The following is a 20,984-nucleotide window of genomic DNA, read 5'->3' as shown; positions in this document are numbered from 1 at the left end:
ACTCCGGCGAAAGGTGGTGCGCGCCCCGACGGCTCAGTCTACGCGATGCGGCAGCGCCAGGTAGGCCTCGCTCTGCATCTCGATCAGGCGCGATTCGGTGCGGCCGAATTCGGCGCGATGCCGCTCGCCGTCGTACAGCTCGGTGATCGGCGTGGCGGCGGAGAGGATCAGCTTCACATGGCGATCGTAGAACTCGTCCACCAGCTGCACGAAGCGCTTGGCCGCGTCCTCGCTGTAGAGGTTGAACTGCGGCACGTCGGAGACGATGACCGCGGGGCCGGCCTTGGCCAGCGCGATGTAGTCGGCCACCGCACGCGGACCTTCGCACAGTGCGGCGAAGTCGAACCACAGGATGTTGTCGGCGCGTTTGCGCAACGGGATGTCGCGGCCGTTCACCGCAAGCGCGCCGCCTTCGACGGTCTTGCCCTGGGCATGGTCGTGGAACAGGCGCTCCATCGCACGCTGCGCCTCGGCGCCGGGAGGGGTGTAGTACACCGCCGCCTGGCTCAGCGCGCGCAGGCGCCAGTCGCGCGAGGAAGCCATCTCGACCACGCGGCAGTGCTGTTGCAGCAGCGCAATGGCGGGCAGGAAGCGCGCGCGCTGCAGGCCGTCCTTGTAGAGGTTCTCCGGCGCGGTGTTGGAGGTGGTGACCAGCGCCACGCCGCGCGCGGTCAGGCATTCCAGCAGGCGCGCGAGGATCATCGCGTCGCCGATGTCGTTGACCAGGAACTCGTCCAGGCACAGCACGCGGCAGCGCGCGGCGAGGCCGGCGGCCACCTCGACGAGCGGATCCTGGCGCTCGCCCAGTTCGCGCAGGCGTCCGTGCACTTCTTCCATGAAACGGTGGAAGTGCCGCCGCAGCGCCATGCCGCGCGGCAGGCTGGCCACGAACAGGTCCATCAGGAAGGTCTTGCCGCGGCCCACCGTGCCCCACAGGTACAGGCCCTGCGGCGCCGGTGCGGCTTCGCTGGCGAGCAGCGATTTCAGGCGCCCGAACAGGCCGCCGTCGCGAGGCGCGGCGGCGCTCAATGCGGCATGCAGGCGATCGAACTCGGGCAGTACCGCGAGCTGGGTGGGATCGGATTCCCAGCGGTGCGCGGCCACGCCTTCCTGGTAGCGCACGCTGGGTGCGGGGGAGAGGGTTTCACTCATGCAACGGTCACCGGCGTCGACGGCCCGGGCCGCCGCGACGCGTTCAGTTGAAGATTTCCTTGATGTCGGCCACTTGACCGTTGGCGATGTAGATCTGCACGGTCTTGTTGTCCTGCAGGTAGTCGAGCCGATAGGCGACCACCGCACCGTACACGTTCTGCACCTCGGTCCGGCTTTCGGGCTTGCCGGCCACGGCGACCACCTTCTCTTCCGAGTCGCCGACGGTGATGACCTTGGAGCCGAATCGCATGGAGTCCATGGCCAGCGCCTGGAAGGCGAGCAACAGTCCAGCGACCAACACAATCCATCGTTTCATGGCATCACCGGATGTTCGGGTGGGGTTGGGGAATTATACGGCGTGGCCGGCGCGCTCAACCGCGCAATGCGGGCAGCCAGTCGGCGATGGCGTTCTTCACCGCGCCGCGCAGGTCCATCAGGCGGCGATGGAAGAAATGGCTGGTGTCGGGCATGCGGATCAGCTCGGGCGGCTTGTCCATGCCGGCGATCCAGTCGAACACCGCCTGCGGCTCCACCACTTCGTCGGCTTCGCCCATCACCACCAGCCACGGGCAGGTGGGCAGCGCATCGTCCATCGTCCAGCGGCCCACCGGCGGCGCGATGCTGATCAGCGCGTCGGCCTGCAGCCGCACGGCGCTGCGGATGGTGACGTAGCTGCCGAAGGAGAAGCCGGCCAGCCACAACGCATCGTGCGGACGCACGCGGCGCAGCCACGCCACCACGGCGGCAAGGTCGTCGCTTTCGCCGATGCCGTCGTCGTAGCTGCCTGCCGAGTCGCCGGTGCCGCGGAAGTTGAAGCGCACGGTGTCCAGCCCCGACTCGCGCAGCGCGCGCTCCACCATTGTCACCACCTTGTTGTGCATGGTGCCGCCCTGCACGGGATTGGGGTGGCAGACCACCACCGTGCCTGCCCGCGCGCCGGGGCGCTCGGCGAGGTCGGTGAGGGCTTCGAGCTTGCCGGCCGGACCGGCGAGAGCGAAGCTGGCGGCCTGGTCCGGAAAGCTGGCGGGGTCGTCGGGAAGTGCGGTGGGATCCATGCCGAAGATGATAACCGCCGGCGCCGCTGCGCGCCCCCGACGACGCACGCGCGAGGGCCGGTGAACCACCTGGCGCACCTGTTGCTGGCGGGCGACGACGAGGCCTTGCGGCTCGGCGGCCTGCTCGGCGATTTCGTGCACGGTGCGCCCGATCCGGCGCTGCCGCCGCGCGTGGCGCTGGGCATCCGCCTGCATCGCGCCATCGACGTGCATACCGACAGCCATCCGGAAGTGGTGGTCGCGCGGGCGCGTTTCGAGCCACCGTATCGCCGCTATGCGGGCATCGCGCTGGACCTGTGGTTCGACCATTGCCTGGCGCGCGACTTTGCGCGCTGGAGCACGCTGCCGCTGGCGACCTTCTCCGATGCCGCGCGCGAGCTGCTGTGGCGCCACGATGCGCAGTTGCCGCCGGCCCTGCGCCGATTCCGCGCTTACATGGACGCGCACGACCTGCCGGCGGGCTATGCGCGCCGCGAGGAAATCGGGCGGGCGCTGGAGGGGGTCGCGGGGCGGCTGCGGCGGGACAACCCGTTGGGCACGATGCTGCCGCTGCTGGTCGCGCTGGATGCCCCGCTGCAGGCGCATTTCGAGGCGTTCTTTCCGCAGCTGCGGGGGTTTGCGCAAGCGTGGGTCGAGGCGAATGCGGCGGGGTAAGGCGGCCGTGTCGCGAAGTCGGCCCATCACCTTCGCGGACTGGAGAAGGGGCAAACGAAAACGCCGCCCAGTGGGCGGCGTCTGCTTTGGTCGGATCGAGGCGGCCTGTTACTTGGCCTGGCCTACGATCCAGGTGACCGCAGCCTTCACCTGCGCATCGGTGAGGGCCGGGTTGCCGCCCTTGGCCGGCATGGTGTTGCCGTCGGGGCCGTGGTAGCCGTCGGTGGCGTGCTTGATGAGGGTGTCCAGGCCCTCGGCGATGCGCGGCGCCCACATGGCCTTGTCGCCAAGCTTGGGTGCGCCGTTGACGCCGGCGGTGTGGCAGCTGGTGCACAGGTTGTCGTAGATGGTCTTGCCGTCGGTGGTGCCGCCATAGGCGACCTGCGCGGCGGCGGCCTTGGCGGCGGCGGCCTGTGCGGCCTCCATCGCGGCGCGGCCGGTGTTGCCCGCATATACCGCGCCGGCGGGCGCGATGCGCGCGTCGACCTGCGCCTGCACGTTCGGATCGGTTTCCTTGGGCTCGTGGTTGTAGATGGACAGTGCGGCAAGGATCAGCACCACGGTCAGCACCAGCAGTCCGCCGATCAGCTTGGCGAACTGGCGCATGAAACTCCGGTCGGAATCGTTCATGGAACCGCTCACGTAGGTACTCCAGGTCGATGGATCGTGCGGAAGGCCCCTGCGGCGTCCGGCAGGCCAGTGGCCGCCGCACGCCGGCATCTGCCATGCCGCAGTGCGGCGGGCAGGTGCAAGCCTTGGAGTATAGACGAAGCCGTCGGCAAGTTTGGAACTGCCGCCGCCCGCGCAAGTCCAAGCACGGCAACGCGGTGGAACCCATCCGTGCCATCGGTCATGCCACACCCCTGACAACTGGCATTGTTCCAATATGCGGCACTGCACCTATGCTTGACCTCAATTTGCCGGGAGAGCGGGCCTGGAGCCTGCTTTCCCTCCACTCCGGGAGTTTCCTGCATGTCGCGTTTTTGGAAGATCGCGCTGATCGTCGTCGCGGTGGTCGTGGTGGCCTTTGTCGCCGTGCGCCTGCTGCACAAGCCGGGTGGCGCGGGCGGTCCGGGTGGCGACAAGGACAATCCGCCGGTGCCCGTCACCGTCGTGCCGGTGGCGAAGGAAAACGTGCCGGTCTACCTGACCGGCCTCGGCACGGTGCAGGCGCTCAACACCATCACGGTGAACCCGCAGGTGAGCGGTCAGCTGATCAAGCTCGACTTCACCGAAGGCCAGCAGGTGAAGAAGGGCGATCTGCTTGCCGAGATCGATCCGCGCCCCTTCCAGGCGGCGTATGACCAGGCCGCGGCCAAGCAGAAGCAGGACGAGGCCTCGCTGTCCACCGCGCAGAGCACGCTCAAGCGCAACCAGTCGCTGGTGGCCAGCGGCTACGTGGCCGCGCTGGACATGGATACCTACCGCAACAACGTGAGCCAGCTGCAGGCCGCGGTGGCGCAGGACAAGGCTTCGCTCGAGAGCGCCGGGGTGAACCTCCAGTACACCCACATCACCTCGCCCATCGACGGTGTGGCGGGCATCCGCGCGGTGGACCCGGGCAACGTGGTGACCACCACCAGCACCATCGTCACGCTGACCCAATTGCATCCGATCTACGTGATGTTCACCCTGCCCGAGCAGAACCTGGACATGGTGCGCAAGGCGCAGATGGTCGCGCCGTTGCAGGTGGCCGCGCTGGATCGCGTGGACGCGCACCCGGTGGCCAACGACGGCGTGCTGAACGTGATCGACAACCAGATCGACGCCACCACCGGCACGTTCCGCCTGAAGTCGCAGTTCGCCAACGCGGACAACGCGCTGTGGCCGGGCCAGTTCGTCAACGTGCGCCTGCAGGTGCGCGTGGACGACGGCGCGCTGGTGATCCCCGCCGAGGCGGTGCAGCGCGGTCCCGATGGCGACTACGTCTACCAGGTGCAGGGCGACAACACGGCGAAGATGCAGCCGGTGGTCGTGGCCGGCGAAGTGGGCGACAGCCACGTGATGATCGGCAGCGGCCTCAAGATGGGCGACCAGGTGGTCACCGAAGGCCAGTTCCGCCTGAAGCCCGGCAGCAAGGTCACCCCGCTCAAGCCCGGCGAAGTGCCGCCGGCACCGACCGACGCCGATCTCAAGAAGGCCAAGCAGCAAGGTCAGGGCGGTCGTCGCGGCGGCCACTGATGACTGACTGAAGCGCCCGCCGCCGTGGCGGCGGGCGACGCACCACCTCGTTGCGGCTGCGCGCCACGCGAGCAGGACGCCACCCGACAGCAGCACGGATACCCATGGGATTCTCGACGCTCTTCATCCGCCGCCCAATCGCCACCTCGCTGCTGATGGTGGCGATCCTGCTGCTCGGCATCCTGGGCTACCGCCAGTTGCCGGTGTCGGCGCTGCCCGAGATCGAGGCGCCCAGCCTGGTGGTGACCACGCAATACCCGGGCGCCAGCGCCAGCACCATGGCGGTGCTCGTCACCACGCCGCTGGAGCGGCAGCTGGGGCAGATCTCCGGCCTCACCATGATGAGCTCGGATTCGTCCGCGGGCCTGTCCACCATCGTGCTGCAGTTCGCCATGAACCGCGACATCGACGTGGCCGCGCAGGACGTGCAGTCGGCGATCAACCAGGCGCGCGGCGTGCTGCCTACCAACTTGCCGTATCCGCCGATCTACAACCGGGTGAATCCGGCGGACGCGCCCATCCTCACCCTGTCGCTGCAGTCGGACAGCCGTCCGCTGCGCGACGTCAACGACCTCGCCGACTCCATCCTCGCGCAGAAGCTGTCGCAGGTGCCGGGCGTGGGCCTGGTGTCCATCGCCGGCAACGTGCGTCCCGCGGTGCGCATCCAGGTGAACCCCGCGCAGCTCGCCAACCTCGGCCTCACGATGGAGGACGTGCGCAGCGCGCTCACCCAGGCCAACGTCAACGCGCCCAAGGGCACGTTGAACGGCAAGACGCAGAGCTACTCCATCGGCACCAACGACCAGCTCAGCGACGCCGCCGACTACAAGAACACCATCATCGCGTACAAGAACAACGCGCCGGTGAAACTCTCCGACGTGGCCAATGTGGTCGACGGCGTGGAGGACGACCAGCTCGCCGCGTGGTCCAACGGCAAGCCGGCGGTGCTGCTCGACATCCGCCGCCAGCCGGGCGCGAACATCGTGCAGACCGTGCAGCAGATCCGTCAGATCCTGCCCGAGTTGCGTTCGGTGCTGCCGGCCGACGTGCACCTCGACGTGTTCGCCGACCGTACCGTCACCATCCGCGCCTCGGTGGAGGACGTGCAGTTCACCCTGCTGCTGACCATCTTTCTGGTGGTGGCGGTGATCTTCGTGTTCCTGCGCCGGTTGTGGGCCACGCTGATCCCGTCGGTGGCGGTGCCGCTGTCGCTGCTGGGCACGTTCGGCGTGATGTCGTTCACCAGCATGTCGCTGGACAACCTCTCGCTGATGGCGCTCACCGTGGCCACCGGCTTCGTAGTGGACGACGCGATCGTGATGATCGAGAACATCGTGCGCTACATCGAGCAGGGCAAGGGCGGCCAGGAGGCGGCGGAGCTCGGCGCGAAGGAAATCGGCTTCACCGTGCTGTCGCTGACCGTGTCGCTGATCGCGGTGTTCCTGCCGCTGCTGCTGATGCCCGGCGTCACCGGCCGCCTGTTCCACGAGTTCGCGTGGGTGCTCACCATCGCGGTGGCGATCTCGATGCTGGTGTCGCTGACGTTGACGCCGATGATGTGCGCCTACCTGCTCCGGCCGGACCAGCTGCCCGAAGGCGACGACGCGCACGAGCGCCATCTTGCCGAGGGCAAGCGCACCGTGTGGTCGCGCATCGTGGGCGTGTACGAAAATTCGCTGGACTGGGTGCTCGACCACCAGAGGCTGATGATCCTGGTGGCGTTCACCACGGTGGCGGTGACGGTGTTCCTGTACATCACCATTCCCAAGGGCCTGCTGCCCGAGCAGGACACCGGCATGATCACCGGCGTGGTGGAGGCCGACCAGAACGTGGCGTTCCCGGCGATGGAGCAGCGCACGCAGGCGGTGGCCAACGCCCTGCGCAAGGATCCTGCGGTGGCCGGCGTGGCCGCGTTCATCGGCGCCGGCACCATCAACCCCACGCTCAACCAGGGCCAGCTGTCCATCGTGCTGAAGGACCGCAGCCAGCGCGACGGCCTGGACAAGATCCTGCCGCGCCTGCAGAGCGCGGTCGCCGGCATCCCCGGTGCGGCGCTGTACCTCAAGCCGGTGCAGGACGTGACGCTGGACAGCACGGTGTCCGCCACCGAATACCAGTACGCGCTGTCCGATACCGAATCGGCGGAGCTGGCGAAGTACGCCGCCGCGATGACCGAGGCGTTGCGCCAGCGGCCCGAGCTGTCCGAGGTGGGCAGCAACCTCGCCAACCAAGGCAACTCGCTCAAGCTCAACATCGACCGCGACAAGGCCAGCCGCCTCGGCGTGCCGGTGCAGACCATCGACGACACGCTGTACGACGCCTTCGGCCAGCGCCAGATCACCACCATCTTCACCCAGCTCAACCAGTACCGCGTGGTGCTGGAAGTGGCGCCGCAGTTCCGTTCCACCACCGGCCTGCTGGACCAGCTCACCGTGCGCGGCAACGGCAACGGCGCGCTCACCGGCAGCAACGCCACCAGCTTCGGCCAGGTCACCTCCAGCAATTCGGCCACGCCGTCCGGCATCGGCAATACCGGCAACATCGGCATTGCCATCGGTTCCGGCGGCACCATCCCGCTGTCCGCGCTGGCCAGCGCCCAGGCCACCAGCGCGCCGCTGGTCATCAGCCACCAGCAGCAGCTGCCGGCGGTGACGGTGTCGTTCAACGTGGCGCCGGGCTACTCGCTGTCGGACGCGGTGGCGGCGATCCACGCGACCGAGGCGCAGCTGAACTTCCCGCCGACGCTGCGCGGCGAGTTCATCGGCAAGGCGGCGGAGTTCTCCAACAGCCTGGGCGACGAAGTGCTGCTGCTGCTCGCTTCGATCATCGTGATCTACATCGTGCTGGGCGTGCTCTACGAGAGCTACATCCACCCGCTCACCATCATCTCCACGCTGCCGCCGGCGGGCGTCGGTGCGCTGCTGGCGCTGATCCTGTTCGGCATGGATCTGTCGGTGGACGGCATCGTGGGCATCGTGCTCCTGATCGGCATCGTGAAGAAGAACGCGATCATGATGATCGACTTCGCGATCGAGGCGCAGCGCCACGGCATGAACGCGCGCGAGGCCATCCGCCGCGCCTGCCTGCTGCGCTTCCGCCCGATCATGATGACCACCGCCGCGGCGATGCTGGGCGCATTGCCGCTGGCGCTGGGCAGCGGCATCGGCGCGGAACTGCGCCGGCCGCTGGGTGTCTCCATCGTGGGCGGCCTGCTGCTGTCGCAGCTGGTGACGCTCTACACCACGCCGGTGATCTACTTGTACATGGAGCGTTTCCAGGACTGGCTGCGCGAACGCCGCGAGCGCCGCGCACTGGCCCATGCGCAAGCCGGTGGCTCGGCGCATTGAGGGGCGGCGCCCGCCGGCACCACGATTCCACGCGGCGAAACGTCCATCGTTTCGCCGCGCGCATGTTGAGCAGGTCATGACTTTCAGCTTTTCCACGCTACGCCACGGGTGCCGGGCATGAACATCTCCGGCATCTTCATCCGCCGTCCCATCGGCACCTCGCTGCTGGCGGCGGGCGTGTTCGCCGCCGGCCTGATCTGCTACCTCTTGCTAGGCGTGTCGGCGCTGCCGGACATGCAGTTCCCGGCGATCTTCGTGCAGGCCAGCGAGGCCGGCGCGGATGCCACGACCATGGCGTCCACGGTGGCCGCGCCGCTGGAGCGCCATCTCGGCCAGGTGCCCGGCATCGAGATGATGAACTCGCACAGTTCCGAAGGCAGCACCTTCGTCTTCATGATGTTCAACGGCGGCGTGAACCTGGATTCCTCCGCGCGCGACGTGCAGGCCGCGATCAACGCCGCGACGCCCGATCTGCCCGCCGGGGTGGCGCCCAGCTACGAGAAGGCCAATCCGAACGACGATCCCATCATCGCCATCGCGCTGACTTCGGAGACGCAATCGGCCGGCGACCTGTACAACCTCGCCGACACCCTGCTCGCGCAGCGCCTGCGCCAGTTGAAGGGTGTCAGCGAAGTGGACATCGCCGGCGCCGCCACACCGGCCATCCGCGTGGATGTGAACCTGCGCGCGCTGAACGCGATGGGCCTCTCGCCGGACGACTTGCGCAACGCGCTCACCGCGGCCAACGTCACCTCGCCGGAAGGCTTCCTGTCCAACGGCAAGACGCGCATGGAGATCAGCTCCACCGCGCAGCTGCACTCGGCGGACGACTTCGCGAAGCTGGTGATCGCGATGAAGAACAGCACGCCGGTGCGCCTGTCCGACGTGGCGCGCGTCTACCAGGGTACGGAGGACGCCTACCAGTCGGCCTCGTTCCAGGGCAAGCCGGCGATCCTGATCTACGTGTTCAAGAAATCCGATGCCAACGTCATCGCCACGGTGGACAAGGTGCGCGACCAGTTGCCGATGCTGCGCAACTACCTGCAGCCGGGCACGAAGATGACGCCGTTCTTCGATGACACGGCCACCATCCGCGCCTCGCTGCACGAGGTGCAGGCCACGCTGCTGATCTCGCTGGCGATGGTGGTGCTGACCATGGCGCTGTTCCTGCGCCGGCTCGCGCCCACCCTGATCGCCGCGCTCACCGTGCCGCTGTCGCTGGCCGGCGGCTTCGTGGTGATGTACATCCTCGGCTTCACGCTCAACAACCTCACCTTGCTGGCGCTGGTGATCGCCATCGGCTTCGTGGTGGACGACGCCATCGTGGTGATCGAGAACATCATCCGCCACATCGACGGCGGCATGACCCGCATGGAAGCCACGCTGGTCGGCGCGAAGGAGATCGGCTTCACCATCGTCTCCATTACCGCCTCGCTGATCGCCGTGTTCATCCCGCTGCTGTTCGCCGGCGGCTTCACCGGCATGTTCATGCACGACTTCGCGGTGACCCTGGTGGCGGCCATCGTGATGTCGGCGCTGGTCTCGCTCACCCTCACGCCGGCGTTGTGCGGACGCTTCCTCAACGGTCACGACCAGGACGTGAAGCCTTCGCGGCTGGGCCATGCGCTGGACCGCTTCCATGCCGGCATGCAGGGCATCTACAGCCGCTCGCTGGATTTCTCGCTGCGCCACACGCTGGCGTTCGCGCTGATGCCGCTGGGCCTGATCGTGCTCACCTTCTTCCTGTTCGGCGTGGTCAAGACCGGCCTGTTCCCGCTGCAGGACACCGGCCTGATCTGGGGTCGCGCCACCTCCAGCGCCACCGTGTCCTTCGCGCAGAGCGTGAATCGCATGCAGCGTTTTACCGACATGATCCTGGCCGACCCCGATGTGGCCAGCGTGGGCACGCGTCTGGGCAGCAGCAGGCAGGGCACCAGCGGCTCGTTCAACATCGACCTCAAGACCCGCGCGCAAGGCCGCAAGGACGACATGTTCACGGTGCTGGCGCGGCTCAGCGCCAAAGCCGCGAAGTATCCCGACCTCAACCTGCGCCTGCGCCCGCTGCAGGACCTGCCCAGCGCCGGCGGCGGCGGTACCAGCCAGGGTGCGCAGTACCAGATAGGCCTGCAGAGCGACAGCCTGGACGAGCTTCAGGCATGGCTGCCCAAGCTGGTCAACGAGCTGAAGAAGAATCCCAAGTTGCAGGACGTGGGCAGCGACGTGGACGAGCAGGGCCTGCGCCAGAACATCGTGGTCGACCGCGCCACCGCATCGCGGCTGGGCGTGTCGCTGGGCACCATCGACGGCGCGCTGTACGACGCCTTCGGGCAGCGCCAGGTCTCCACCATCTATTCCGACATCAACCAGTACTCGGTGGTGGTGAACGCGCTGCCCAACCAGACCGCCACGCCGGCGGCGCTGGACAAGATCTACGTGCGCTCCAGCGCGGGCACCATGATCCCGATCACCGCGCTCGCCAAGCAGGTGCCGGGCCTGGCGCCGTCGTCGATCTCGCACGAGAACCAGCAGACCACGATGGACCTCAGCTTCAACCTCGCTCCCGGCGTGAGCATGGGCGAGGCGATGGGCATCGTGCAGGCCACCGTGACGAACATGCGCATGCCGGGCGACATCAAGCTCAACGTCGGCGGCGACTTCCGCCGCTTCAGCGACGTACAGAACGGCATGTCGCTGCTGGTGCTGGCGGCCATCATCACCGTCTACATCGTGCTCGGCATGCTGTACGAGAACCTGATCCATCCGGTGACCATCCTGTCCACGCTGCCTGCGGCAGGCGTGGGCGCGCTGATGGCGCTGTGGATCACCGACACCGAGCTGTCGGTGGTGGCGCAGATCGCGCTGGTGCTCTTGATAGGCATCGTGAAGAAGAACGCGATCATGATGATCGACTTCGCCCTCGTCGCCGAGCGCGAGCACGGCAAGACGCCGCTGGAGGCCGCGCACGAAGCCTGCCTGGTGCGCTTCCGCCCGATCATGATGACCACGATGGTGGCCATCCTCGCCGCGGTGCCCATCGCGGTGGGTCTGGGCGAGGGCAGCGAGCTGCGCCGTCCGCTGGGTATCGCGCTGATCGGCGGCCTGCTGATCTCGCAGAGCCTTACGCTGCTCAGCACGCCGGCGTTGTACGTGGTGTTCTCCTGCCTCGGTGCGCGGTTCAAGGCCTGGCGCGTGCGCCGTGCCGAGCGGCGCCGCACGCGGCGCGCATTGCCGGTGCGCGCGCCAGGCTGATGGGTTTTGTCGCCCTCTCCGGTTGGAGGGGCGGTGCTTTTTCGGCTCCATTCCTGCTGGCCGGGTTTCGCGTTGCCGCCGACGGCAACGCGGTTCTGTCGATCTGCCGGCGGCCGAGGCCGCCTTGCGAATCGCAGTAGCGGCCCCGTTTCTTGCAGCTAGAGCGCCGCGTCCACGCGCCAGCACCGCGGCCACCCTCCGCGCCCGTGTGCGATGAGCATGCTGAACGCGCGTCGGCCATCCCCGCGCGCAACCGCCCCCGTCCCCGTAAGATGGCGGCCCGGCCTCTGCCGGTTTGCCATCAGGGGGCATGCAGCATGATCCGGGTTCCGTCGCGTTTCACGCGCAGTGGCATGGTGCGGGTGCTCGCCCTGCTGGCTTTTGCGGGCTGCGCCTGGGCGACGGTGTGGCCGGAGCCGGCGCCGCTGCAGAAGCTGTTCGTGCTGGTGCTGATGCTGTTCACCGTCGGTGCGCTGCTTTGCGCCACCGCGCGTCTGGCCTTTGCGCTAGTGCTGGGCGGCGGTTTGTTCTTCGCGCTGCGCTTCATCTCCAACCTCAAGGAGAACTACCTCGAAACCGCACTGATGCCGGCGGATTTCGTGTATTACGCGCGCTCCAGCCTGATCGCGACGCTGCGCCATTACCCGCACCTGTATCTGCTGAGCGCAGGCGTGGCGGTGCTGGTGCCGCTGGTGCTGGTGCTGGCGTGGAGGCTGGATCGTCCGCTGTTCGTGTGGCGACGAGGCTGGGGGAGTGTGGCCTGGCGCATCGGCGGCGTGCTGCTGTGCGCGGTGGCGTTCCGCGTGTGCCTGTTGCCGGAGGGGCCGTTCGCCAAGCTGCACAACCGCGACGTGTGGGACAAGCTCTCCGACGACGCGCAGCTCACCAATTTCTTCATCAACATCAACGACGGCGGCGTGACGATGCCGGCGATGTCGGACGATGCCGCGGCACAGCGCGAATGGGCCGCCACCGCGAACGCCAAGCCCGGCACGCGACCCGAGCCGTATCCGGACATCGTGCAGGTGCTGGAAGAGAGCACCTTCGATCCTTCGATCTACACCGCTTGCGCCGTGCCCGGCTGCAAGTTCGCGATGTTCCAGCCCGATGCGCGCACGCGCGGCACCGGCCTGCTGCGCACGCATACCTGGGGCGGCGGCACGTGGGTCAGCGAGTTCGCCGTGCACACCGGCCTGCCGCAGGACATCTTCGGCGCCGGTGGCATGTACGCGCCCTTCGTGCTGGCGCCGCACGTGCACGACACGCTGCCCGACCTGCTGCGCCGGCTGGGCTACCTCACCATCGCGATCTATCCCACCAACAGCGACTTCCTCAACGGACGCGACGCGTACCGCGCCTATGGCTTCGACCATCTCTACGGCGCGGAAGAACTTGGCCTGGACGAGTGGGACGAGACGGACGCGCAGATGTTCGCCGCGGCCAAGCACGTCTACGACAAGGTGAAGAAGCCGGGCCAGCCGGTGTTCGTGATGATCCTCACGATCAACCAGCACGGGCCGCACGACGACAACCCGATGAACAAGCTGCCGCTGCCCTGGCGCAACATGGTGCAGGGACTGACCAGCAAGGACGAGAGCGCGCTGGATTTCGATACCTACCTGTGGCGCCTGCACGATTCCGACGTAGCGATGCAGGGTCTGGAGCACGACTTCCTCGATCGCGAGCAGCCCACCGTGCTGGTGCATTTCGGCGACCACCAGCCCTCCTTCGACGGCCTGATCCGTCCGCTGGCGCGCACGCTGCCGCCCGCGCTGGTGCCGGACCGCGATTTCCTCACCTACTACATGGTCAAGAGCAACTTCGCCGGGGCGCCGTTGCCGAGCTATCCGGCACTCGACATCGCCTTCCTGCCGACGATGGTGCTGGAGGCCGCGGGGCTTCCCGCCGACCCGTATTTCTCCGCGGCCACAGCGTTGCGCGAGCGCTGCCAGGGCCGTTTCGACGACTGCCCGGACAAGGCGCTGCTGGCCTCCTACTACGCCTGGATCTTCCGGCAGCTGCACGTGTACGAGTAGGGCGGGCGCGGCAGGCATGAACACGCAGGAACTCATCATCACCTGGGCCACGCCGGTGTTCTTCCTGCTGATCGGCATCGAGCTGCTGGTGGCCAGGCTGCGCGGACGCGATGCGTATGCCAGCAACGACGCGGTCAACAGCATCGGCCTCGGCGCGATTTCGCAGCTGGTGGCCGTGTTCGCCAAACTGCTGAACATCGGCATCTATGCCTGGTGCGCGGAGCACCTCGCGCTGTTCCATCTGCCCGCCGACAGCGTGCCGGTGTGGGTCGGCGCCTTGCTCGCCTACGACCTCTGCTACTACTGGCTGCACCGCATGGGCCACGAGGTGAACGTGCTGTGGGCAGCCCACGTGGTGCACCACCAGAGCGAGCGCTACAACCTCTCCACCGCCCTGCGGCAGACCGGCAGCGGCGCGCTGCTCGGCTGGGTGTTCTACCTGCCGCTGGCGCTGCTCGGCGTGCCGGTGCAGGTGTTCGTGGTGGTGGCGCTGATCGACCTGCTGTACCAGTTCTGGGTGCATACCGAACAGATCGGCCGGCTGGGCTGGTTCGACCGCGTGTTCTGCTCGCCGTCCAACCATCGCGCGCACCATGCAGTGAACGACCGTTACCTCGACCGCAACTACGGCGGCATCCTGATCCTGTGGGACCGCCTGTTCGGCACCTTCGTGGAGGAAGACGACGCCGACCCGCCGGTGTACGGCACGCGATCCCCGCTGCGCAGCTGGAACCCGCTGTGGGCCAACGCGGAGGTGTACTGGCGTACCGCGCAGGATGCATGGCACGCGCGACGCTGGCGCGACAAGCTGCTGGTGTGGATCAAGCCGCCGGGCTGGCGGCCGGCCGACGTGGCGGCGCGTTTTCCCAAGCCGGACTTCGCGATGCCCACCGAGCGCTACAACCCGTCGTTGGGCACACCGCTGAAGTTCTACGTGCTGCTGCAGTTCGCCTTGCTGCTGGGCATGGTCACCCAGTTCCTGGGCATGACGGAAAGCGCCGGCCTGCCGACCCTGCTGCTCTATGCGGCGTGGCTGGTGGCGGGGCTGTCCGTGCTGGGCGCATTGATGGAAGGGCGGTGCTGGGCCTGGTGGGCGGAAGGCCTGCGCGTGCTCGCCAGCGCGGCGCTGCCGCTGGCCAGCGGGCGCTGGTTCGGCGTGGCGCATCTGGACGGCCGGGTCGCGCTGGCGTTTGCGCTGGTATTCGGCGCGAGCGCCATGGTTTTGCCCTGGCTGCGTTCCGCATCGCCGGGCGAATCGCCCGATTCGCTATGATCCGCCGGTCTTCCACGGGAGTGAGCCCATGTCCTTGCTGAGCAGAATGCTCCGCCACAAATCCATCGAGCAGTTGCAGGGCGAGGTGGGCAAGCGCAGCGACTTCCGCCGCGTACTGGGCTTGTGGCAGCTCACCGCCATCGGCATCGGCGGCATCATCGGCGTGGGCGTGTTCGTGCTGGCAGGCCAGCAGGCGGCGCTCAATGCGGGGCCGGCGGTGATCATTTCCTTCATGATCGCCGGCATCGCCAGTGCGGCGGCGGCGCTGTGCTACGCCGAGTTCGCCGGCATGATCCCGGTCACCGGCAGCGCGTACACCTACGGCTACGCCGTGCTCGGCGAACTGGCCGCATGGCTGATCGGCTGGGACCTGCTGCTGGAATACGCGCTGATCGTGGCGGTGGTGGCGATCGGCTGGTCCGGCTACGTGCAATCGGCGCTCACCAGCATCGGCATCCCCGTTCCCGTCTGGGCGCAGGGCGCCATGGGCACGGGCGACGGCCATGTGTTCAACGTGATCGCTTCGCTGGTGACGCTGGGCGTGTCGGCCCTGCTGACTTTCCGCACCGAATGGGGCGCGCGCTTCAACACGCTGGTGGTGGCGATCAAGGTGGCCGCCGTGGCGCTGGTGATCGGCATCGGCGTGTTCTACGTGAAGCCGGGCAACTGGGTGCCGTTCATTCCTGCACGCGTGATGGGTGCCGACGGCGTGGGGCATTTCGGTTTCCAGGGCGTCGCCGCGGCCGCGGCGGTGGTGTTCTTCGCGGTGTTCGGCTACGACACGCTGACCACGGCGGCGGAAGAATCGAAGAACCCGCAGCGCGACCTGCCGCGTGCGGTGCTGCTTTCGCTGGGCGTCTCGATGGCGATGTACCTCGCGGTGTCGCTGGTGCTCACCGGCATCGCGCACTACACCACGCTCAACACGCCGGCCCCGGTGGCCGACGCGTTCAAGGGGCTGGGCCTGCAGTGGGTGGCGCTCACGGTGTCGGTGTCGGCGGTGTTCGGCCTGATCAGCGTGCTGTTCGCCTTCATGCTGGGCGCCACGCGCATCTGGTTCGCGCTGTCGCGCGACGGCCTGCTGCCGGGCTGGTTCGCCAAGGTGCACCCGCGCTACGGCACGCCGCACCGGCCGACGCTGGTGCTGGGCGTGTTCACCGCGCTGGTGGCCGGCCTGCTGCCGATCGAGGAGGTCGCCAAGCTGGTGAACATCGGCGTGCTCTCGGCCTTCATCATCATCTGTACTTCGGTGTGGCTTCTGCGCAAGCGCAAGCCGGAACTGCATCGCGCGTTCCGCACGCCCTGGGTGCCGGTGGTGCCGGTGGTCGGCATCGCGTTCTCGATCTGGCTGCTGTCGGAACTGCCGGCGATCACCTGGGAGGTATTCCTGATCTGGGTGAGCCTGGGGATGGTGATCTACCTCTGCTACGGCATGCGGCACAGCAAACTCGAGCGAGGCGACTGAGAACTTCCGGCATGCACATGCGCCGGCTTCGTGGCCGGTGCATGATGCCCCCGGTCCGGAAGGGGGTGCAGCATGCAGGAACCGGTGGAATCGTCAGGCGCGACCGCAGCGGTCTGCGCGAACTGCGGTGCGCCGCTGGGCGGCGAGTATTGCGCGCAATGCGGCGAGCGCCGGATGCATCCGGACGAGCACACCTTGCGGCATGTCGCGGGCGAGTGGTTCGAGGCGTTTTCACACGGCGAGGGGCGCCTGTTCAATTCGCTGCGCACCTTGCTGTTCAAGCCGGGCGAGCTGACGCGCGAATACTTCCGCGGGCGGCGCGTGCCGTACACGCGGCCGGTGGCGCTGTTCTTTGCGGTGAACCTGCTGTATTTCCTGTTGGCCGTGCTGCAGACCTTCAACACATCGTTGAATACCCAGCTGGAGATGAGTCCGCTCGTCGGGGTCAAGCAGGCACTGGTGATGCGCCGCGTGGCCGCTGCGCCGGTCAGCGGCGCGGAGGCTGCGCTGCTGGCGGGCGACTACTGGCGCGCGGAGAATCCGTCGGTAGCGAACGCCGGCAAGAGTGCCGAGCCGTCCGCCGTGGTATCAGCCGACGGCGCAGTGCCGGCCAGGGATGCTAAGACGTTTGCGGCCCTGCAGAGCTACGGCAAGCGCTACGACGAACGCACCGATGCCTTGTCGCGCGCGCTGGTGATCGCGCTGGTGCCGATGCTGGCGTGCTGGCTGTGGCTTGCGCTGGCGCCGTGGCGGCGCGGCCTGGCCGAGCTGTCCATCTTTGCGACCCACACCTGGGCGGCGCTGTTGCTGATCCTGCTGGTATTCGGTTGGGCATGGACGGGCCTGGTCCACGCGATGCTGTGGCTCCGCGGGGAGCTGCCGGCATTCCTGCGGACCGACCTTTATGGCAGCGCGACACTGGGCCTGCTGATCCTGTTCTACGTCTACTGCGCGCTGAGGAACCATTTCCGGTTTGGCTGGCTGGGTAGCGGAGCCCTCTGCCTCTGGACGATGGCGGGTCTCTATCTGTCGCTGGAGCTGTATCGCGTGCTGCTGTTCTTCGTGACGGTGTACGCCCTGCACTGAACGCGCCGGCGCGGAATCAGGGTGATCTGCTTCGGCTACGGCATGCGGTACGGCAAGTTGGAGCGTCGGGGTTGAACCTTAAGCGTTGACTTCCCGCGTCATGAACACGCTATTGGGATCGGCCCGGTAGTCGCCGAACGGTGCGCAAGGGACGAAGCCGAATGCGGTATACAGGTGGCGTGCTGGCTCGAAGAACGCCATCGAGCCGGTTTCCAGGCTCAGCCGTTCGTAGCCGCGGATCGCCGCTTCGTCGATCAAGTGCCGCAGCATCTGCGCGGCGACGCCTTGGCGCAGATGGGTGGCCGCGGTGCGCATGGACTTGATCTCGCCATGCCGCGGGTCCAGTTGCCTGAGCGCGCCGAAGCCCGCAAGCACGAGGCCGTCCCACGCGCACCAGAACGTCACGTCCGCACGACGCAGGCCGTCCAGATTCAGCGCATGGCGGCTTTCGGCCGGAGCCGTGGGCGCTAGGGTGTCGAGGTGCTCGCGCAGCAGCGCCAGCACCTGCGGGTCTTCCAGCATGCCGGGTCGAATGTCCATGGGTTCTCTTGCGCTGCCGTGGATCGGATGTGCGTGGCCATCATAGGAATGGACGTCCGTCGACGGTATGCATGGAATCGGCGGCCCGCAAATAATTTCGTCGTCCAGCATGACCTCTGGCAGGGTGGTGGCTGCGAGGCGCGGCCTACCATCGGGCGGTCATCCCGTTGTCTGCCGGAGCTTCCCGTGAATCGTCATGCATTTCGTTCCAGCCTGATCGCCGCCGCCGTGATCGGGGCGCTTTCGCTTTCTGCCGTCCATGCGCAGGACGCCCAGCGCGCCGCGCCGGCCGATACGCCGTACGACGGGACGCTCGCGGTGAACGTGGACCTCACCGACGCGCCGAAGCGCATGTTCCGAGTGCACGAAACGATCCCGGTGAAATCGGGCAACGTCACGCTGCTGTATCCCGAGTGGATTCCCGGCGAGCACGCGCCGTCCGGCCCGATCCAGAACGTGGCCGGGCTGATCATCACCGCGAACGGCAAGCAGCTCGCCTGGCGGCGCGACCTGCGCGACATGTATGCGATCCACCTCGACGTACCGGAGGGCGTGAGCCAGCTCGACCTCTCGTTCCAGTTCCTCTCGCCGGCGCCGGGCGAGGACAGCCTGTTCGGCGCCAGCGCCTCGTCCACGCCGAACCTGGTGGACATCGAGTTCAACCAGGTGGCGTTCTACCCGGCCGGCTACTACTCGCGCCAGATCCACATCCAGCCCACCGTGCAGCTGCCCGCCGGCTGGAAGTTCGGCACCGCGATGGAGGTGGCTAGCCAGAGCGGCGGCACCGTGCAGTTCAAGCCGGTGACATTCAATAACCTGGTGGATTCGCCGCTGATCGCCGGCGAGCACTTCAACCGCGTGGATCTCGCGCCGGGCGCGAAGGTGCCGGTGCATCTCAACGTGGTGGGCGATGGCGCCGACGACGTGAAGCTCACCGACAAGCAGCTCGAACAGCAGCGCGCGGTGGTGACGCAGACCAACCTGCTGTTCGGTGCGCACCACTACGACCACTACGATTTCCTGCTCACGCTGTCCGACCACACCGGCCACTTCGGCCTGGAGCACCACCAGTCCAGCGACGACCGCCTGCCGGCGGACTTCTTCACCAACGACGACATGCACACGCTGGCCGCCAGCCTGATGCCGCACGAATTCGTGCACTCGTGGAACGGCAAGTTCCGTCGTCCCGCCGACCTGTGGACACCCAACTTCAACGTGAAGATGCAGGACGACCTGCTGTGGGTGTACGAGGGCCTCACCGACTACTGGTGCAGCGTGCTCACCGCGCGCGCCGGCCTGTGGTCGTCCGAGCAGTTCCGCGACACGATGGCGGACATCGACTCGCAGATGAGCGAACGCACCGGCCGCGCCTGGCGTTCGCTGCAGGACACCGCCGATGCCGCGCCGCTCACCTATTACGGCGGCGGCGGCTGGGGCAACTGGCGTCGCGGCACGGACTTCTATCCGGAAGGCCAGCTGCTGTGGCTGGACGTGGACACCAAGATCCGCGAACTGTCCGGCGGCAAGCACTCGCTGGACGACTTCGCGCATGCCTTCTACGGCATGGACAACGGCAGCTACGTCACCAAGACCTACACCTTCGACGACGTGGTCAACACCCTGAACTCGGTGCAGCCGTTCGACTGGGCGAAGTTCCTGCGCGAGCGTCTCGACTACACCGGGCCGAACCTGCCCGAGCAGGGCATAGCGCGCGGCGGCTGGAAGCTGGTCTACACCGACAAGCCCAATGCGCAGACCAAGGCGATGGAGGGCATCCGCCACGGCGCCGATTTCGCCGCCTCGCTCGGCCTGTCGGCCTCGAAGAGCGGCGACATCTACGACGTGCAGTGGAACGGCCCGGCGTTCAAGGCCGGCCTGGTGCCGGGCCTCACCATCGTCGCGGTCAACGGCAAGGACTATTCGCCCGACGCGCTGAAGGATGCGGTCACCGCGGCCAAGACCGGCAGTGCGCCGATCGAACTGCTGGTGAAGAACGTCGACCTCTACAGCACGGTGAAGATCGACTACCACGGCGGCCTGCTCTATCCGCACCTGGTGCGCGCGGACGGCAAGGATCTGCTCGACGCGATTGCCACGGCGCGCAAGTGACGCTTCGGCATCCTTGAACGACAACGGCCGCCCGAGGGCGGCCGTTGCTTTTCACGACGTTCGTACGGCAGGGTTCAGAAGCGATATTCCAGCGAACCCGAGAACGCCGCCACGTTGGAGCGCTGCTGGCCCGTGGTGGGACGGCCGTACTGCAGGCGGTAGTTGTCGTAGTTCACCGCCAGGCTCACGTTGCGGGTGACGTCGTAGCCCACGCCGGCGCCGGCGAACCAGCCGTTGTTCCAGCTCTTCTCGCGCGACTCGGCATCGCCGTAGGTTTCGCCCATGTAGCTCGTCGAGCGCATGTAGCCGGCGTGGCCGGTGACGAACCAGGGGCTGCCGCCGATGTCGTACTTGCCATTCACGCCCACGGTGGCGGCGCGCGACTTCAGGTTGGTTTCGACGCCGTCGGTTACGTTCTTCGGACGACCGAGGTAGACGTAGCCGACTTCCGGACCGACGTAGTCGTTCCAGCGCCAGCCGAAGCGCACGTTCTGGAACACGCTGTTGTCGTGGCCGAAGTCGCTGTTGCGGTTCTGGGTCTGGCCCAGGTTGCCGGCGACGTAGAAGTTCTGCAGCGGGTCGGGGTTGCCGTTGCTGTTGTCGTCTGCGCGGGCCGCCTGGCTGAGCAGCGGGGAGGCGAGCAGGGCGGCCATGGCGGCCGTAAGGAAAAGCTTGTTCATGGGAGTGGACTCCTGTTTTTGTTTTTGCGATCGCCATGGGTGGGGATGCCCATGGTGTGCCGCGCGGGGATACACGGCGGCGGCCACGGTGGTTCGGCCGCCTTGCGCGAAGCTTTCGCTTAACAACCCATGGGGGGATCCATTCAGCCGTGTGAAT

General features: G+C 67.4%; 15 protein-coding genes. 9 read left to right on the top strand and 6 right to left on the bottom strand.

Annotation, left to right across the window (positions count from 1 at the left end):
- Positions 1–33 precede the first annotated feature (33 nt).
- The 3 genes from zapE to IHE46_RS06500 are packed head-to-tail and all read right to left on the bottom strand — an operon-like array spanning position 34 to position 2,207.
- On the bottom strand, positions 34–1,152 hold the full coding sequence (gene zapE / locus IHE46_RS06510; protein ID WP_192163828.1) for a cell division protein ZapE: 1,119 nt from the start codon (positions 1,150–1,152) through the stop codon (positions 34–36).
- Between the two features lie 43 nt (positions 1,153–1,195).
- The gene (locus tag IHE46_RS06505; protein WP_192163827.1) at positions 1,196–1,468 is read right to left on the bottom strand and encodes a DUF2845 domain-containing protein; all 273 of its coding nucleotides are present in this window, start codon (positions 1,466–1,468) and stop codon (positions 1,196–1,198) included.
- Between the two features lie 55 nt (positions 1,469–1,523).
- The gene (locus tag IHE46_RS06500) at positions 1,524–2,207 is read right to left on the bottom strand and encodes a CocE/NonD family hydrolase (protein ID WP_192163826.1); all 684 of its coding nucleotides are present in this window, start codon (positions 2,205–2,207) and stop codon (positions 1,524–1,526) included.
- Between the two features lie 60 nt (positions 2,208–2,267).
- On the opposite strand from IHE46_RS06500, the gene IHE46_RS06495 reads away from it, so the two are divergent.
- Positions 2,268–2,861, top strand: coding sequence for an ACP phosphodiesterase (locus IHE46_RS06495; protein WP_192163825.1), 594 nt, complete (start codon positions 2,268–2,270; stop codon positions 2,859–2,861).
- Between the two features lie 108 nt (positions 2,862–2,969).
- Here the strand turns inward: IHE46_RS06495 and IHE46_RS06490 are convergent, their stop codons facing one another.
- A complete protein-coding gene (locus IHE46_RS06490) occupies positions 2,970–3,491 on the bottom strand; it encodes a c-type cytochrome (protein WP_192163824.1) in 522 nt (173 codons plus the stop codon).
- A gap of 342 nt (positions 3,492–3,833) precedes the next feature.
- Here IHE46_RS06490 and IHE46_RS06485 point away from each other — a divergent pair, with 342 nt between their 5' ends.
- The 7 genes from IHE46_RS06485 to IHE46_RS06455 all read left to right on the top strand — a co-directional run bounded on the left by IHE46_RS06485 (position 3,834) and on the right by IHE46_RS06455 (position 17,498).
- Positions 3,834–5,042, top strand: coding sequence for an efflux RND transporter periplasmic adaptor subunit (locus tag IHE46_RS06485; RefSeq protein ID WP_192163823.1), 1,209 nt, complete (start codon positions 3,834–3,836; stop codon positions 5,040–5,042).
- A 104-nt stretch (positions 5,043–5,146) separates the two neighbouring features.
- Positions 5,147–8,389 (top strand): efflux RND transporter permease subunit, encoded by a 3,243-nt coding sequence (locus tag IHE46_RS06480; protein ID WP_192163822.1) that lies wholly within the window; start codon positions 5,147–5,149, stop codon positions 8,387–8,389.
- 117 nt (positions 8,390–8,506) lie between these two features.
- Positions 8,507–11,638 carry an efflux RND transporter permease subunit gene (locus IHE46_RS06475; RefSeq protein ID WP_192163821.1) on the top strand — a complete coding sequence of 1,044 codons (3,132 nt, stop codon included), beginning with the start codon at positions 8,507–8,509 and terminating at the stop codon, positions 11,636–11,638.
- A 317-nt stretch (positions 11,639–11,955) separates the two neighbouring features.
- A complete protein-coding gene (locus IHE46_RS06470; protein ID WP_192163820.1) occupies positions 11,956–13,674 on the top strand; it encodes a sulfatase-like hydrolase/transferase in 1,719 nt (572 codons plus the stop codon).
- Between the two features lie 16 nt (positions 13,675–13,690).
- Entirely contained in the window at positions 13,691–14,947 is a 1,257-nt protein-coding gene (locus tag IHE46_RS06465) for a sterol desaturase family protein (RefSeq protein ID WP_192163819.1), read from the top strand.
- A 28-nt stretch (positions 14,948–14,975) separates the two neighbouring features.
- Positions 14,976–16,412 carry an amino acid permease gene (locus IHE46_RS06460; RefSeq protein ID WP_192163818.1) on the top strand — a complete coding sequence of 479 codons (1,437 nt, stop codon included), beginning with the start codon at positions 14,976–14,978 and terminating at the stop codon, positions 16,410–16,412.
- Positions 16,413–16,484: 72 nt separating this feature from the next.
- Positions 16,485–17,498, top strand: a complete 1,014-nt coding sequence (locus tag IHE46_RS06455; RefSeq protein WP_192163817.1) for a DUF3667 domain-containing protein — start codon at positions 16,485–16,487, stop codon at positions 17,496–17,498.
- 78 nt (positions 17,499–17,576) lie between these two features.
- Here the strand turns inward: IHE46_RS06455 and IHE46_RS06450 are convergent, their stop codons facing one another.
- Positions 17,577–18,038 (bottom strand): GNAT family N-acetyltransferase, encoded by a 462-nt coding sequence (locus tag IHE46_RS06450; RefSeq protein WP_192163816.1) that lies wholly within the window; start codon positions 18,036–18,038, stop codon positions 17,577–17,579.
- A gap of 186 nt (positions 18,039–18,224) precedes the next feature.
- Between IHE46_RS06450 and IHE46_RS06445 the strand changes: the two genes are divergently transcribed.
- Positions 18,225–20,147, top strand: a complete 1,923-nt coding sequence (locus IHE46_RS06445) for a M61 family peptidase (protein ID WP_343229995.1) — start codon at positions 18,225–18,227, stop codon at positions 20,145–20,147.
- Positions 20,148–20,221: 74 nt separating this feature from the next.
- On the opposite strand, the gene IHE46_RS06440 is transcribed toward IHE46_RS06445, so the two are convergent.
- Positions 20,222–20,827, bottom strand: coding sequence for an outer membrane beta-barrel protein (locus tag IHE46_RS06440; protein ID WP_192163815.1), 606 nt, complete (start codon positions 20,825–20,827; stop codon positions 20,222–20,224).
- Between the last annotated feature and the right edge of the window lie 157 nt (positions 20,828–20,984).

This window comes from Rhodanobacter sp. DHG33 (genome assembly GCF_014843005.1).
In the GTDB taxonomy this organism is placed as follows: Bacteria; Pseudomonadota; Gammaproteobacteria; order Xanthomonadales; family Rhodanobacteraceae; genus Rhodanobacter_A.
The sequence above is the reverse complement of the archived record's forward strand: the minus strand, read 5'-3'. Positions and strand labels throughout refer to the sequence as shown.

Coding starts and splice junctions, on each gene's coding strand:
- zapE (WP_192163828.1), bottom strand. CDS start 1,152: ATGAGTGAAACCCTCTCCCCCGCACCCAGCGTGCGCTACCAGGAAGGC.
- IHE46_RS06505 (WP_192163827.1), bottom strand. CDS start 1,468: ATGAAACGATGGATTGTGTTGGTCGCTGGACTGTTGCTCGCCTTCCAG.
- IHE46_RS06500 (WP_192163826.1), bottom strand. CDS start 2,207: ATGGATCCCACCGCACTTCCCGACGACCCCGCCAGCTTTCCGGACCAG.
- IHE46_RS06490 (WP_192163824.1), bottom strand. CDS start 3,491: ATGAACGATTCCGACCGGAGTTTCATGCGCCAGTTCGCCAAGCTGATC.
- IHE46_RS06485 (WP_192163823.1), top strand. CDS start 3,834: ATGTCGCGTTTTTGGAAGATCGCGCTGATCGTCGTCGCGGTGGTCGTG.
- IHE46_RS06480 (WP_192163822.1), top strand. CDS start 5,147: ATGGGATTCTCGACGCTCTTCATCCGCCGCCCAATCGCCACCTCGCTG.
- IHE46_RS06475 (WP_192163821.1), top strand. CDS start 8,507: ATGAACATCTCCGGCATCTTCATCCGCCGTCCCATCGGCACCTCGCTG.
- IHE46_RS06470 (WP_192163820.1), top strand. CDS start 11,956: ATGATCCGGGTTCCGTCGCGTTTCACGCGCAGTGGCATGGTGCGGGTG.
- IHE46_RS06465 (WP_192163819.1), top strand. CDS start 13,691: ATGAACACGCAGGAACTCATCATCACCTGGGCCACGCCGGTGTTCTTC.
- IHE46_RS06460 (WP_192163818.1), top strand. CDS start 14,976: ATGTCCTTGCTGAGCAGAATGCTCCGCCACAAATCCATCGAGCAGTTG.
- IHE46_RS06455 (WP_192163817.1), top strand. CDS start 16,485: ATGCAGGAACCGGTGGAATCGTCAGGCGCGACCGCAGCGGTCTGCGCG.
- IHE46_RS06450 (WP_192163816.1), bottom strand. CDS start 18,038: ATGGACATTCGACCCGGCATGCTGGAAGACCCGCAGGTGCTGGCGCTG.
- IHE46_RS06440 (WP_192163815.1), bottom strand. CDS start 20,827: ATGAACAAGCTTTTCCTTACGGCCGCCATGGCCGCCCTGCTCGCCTCC.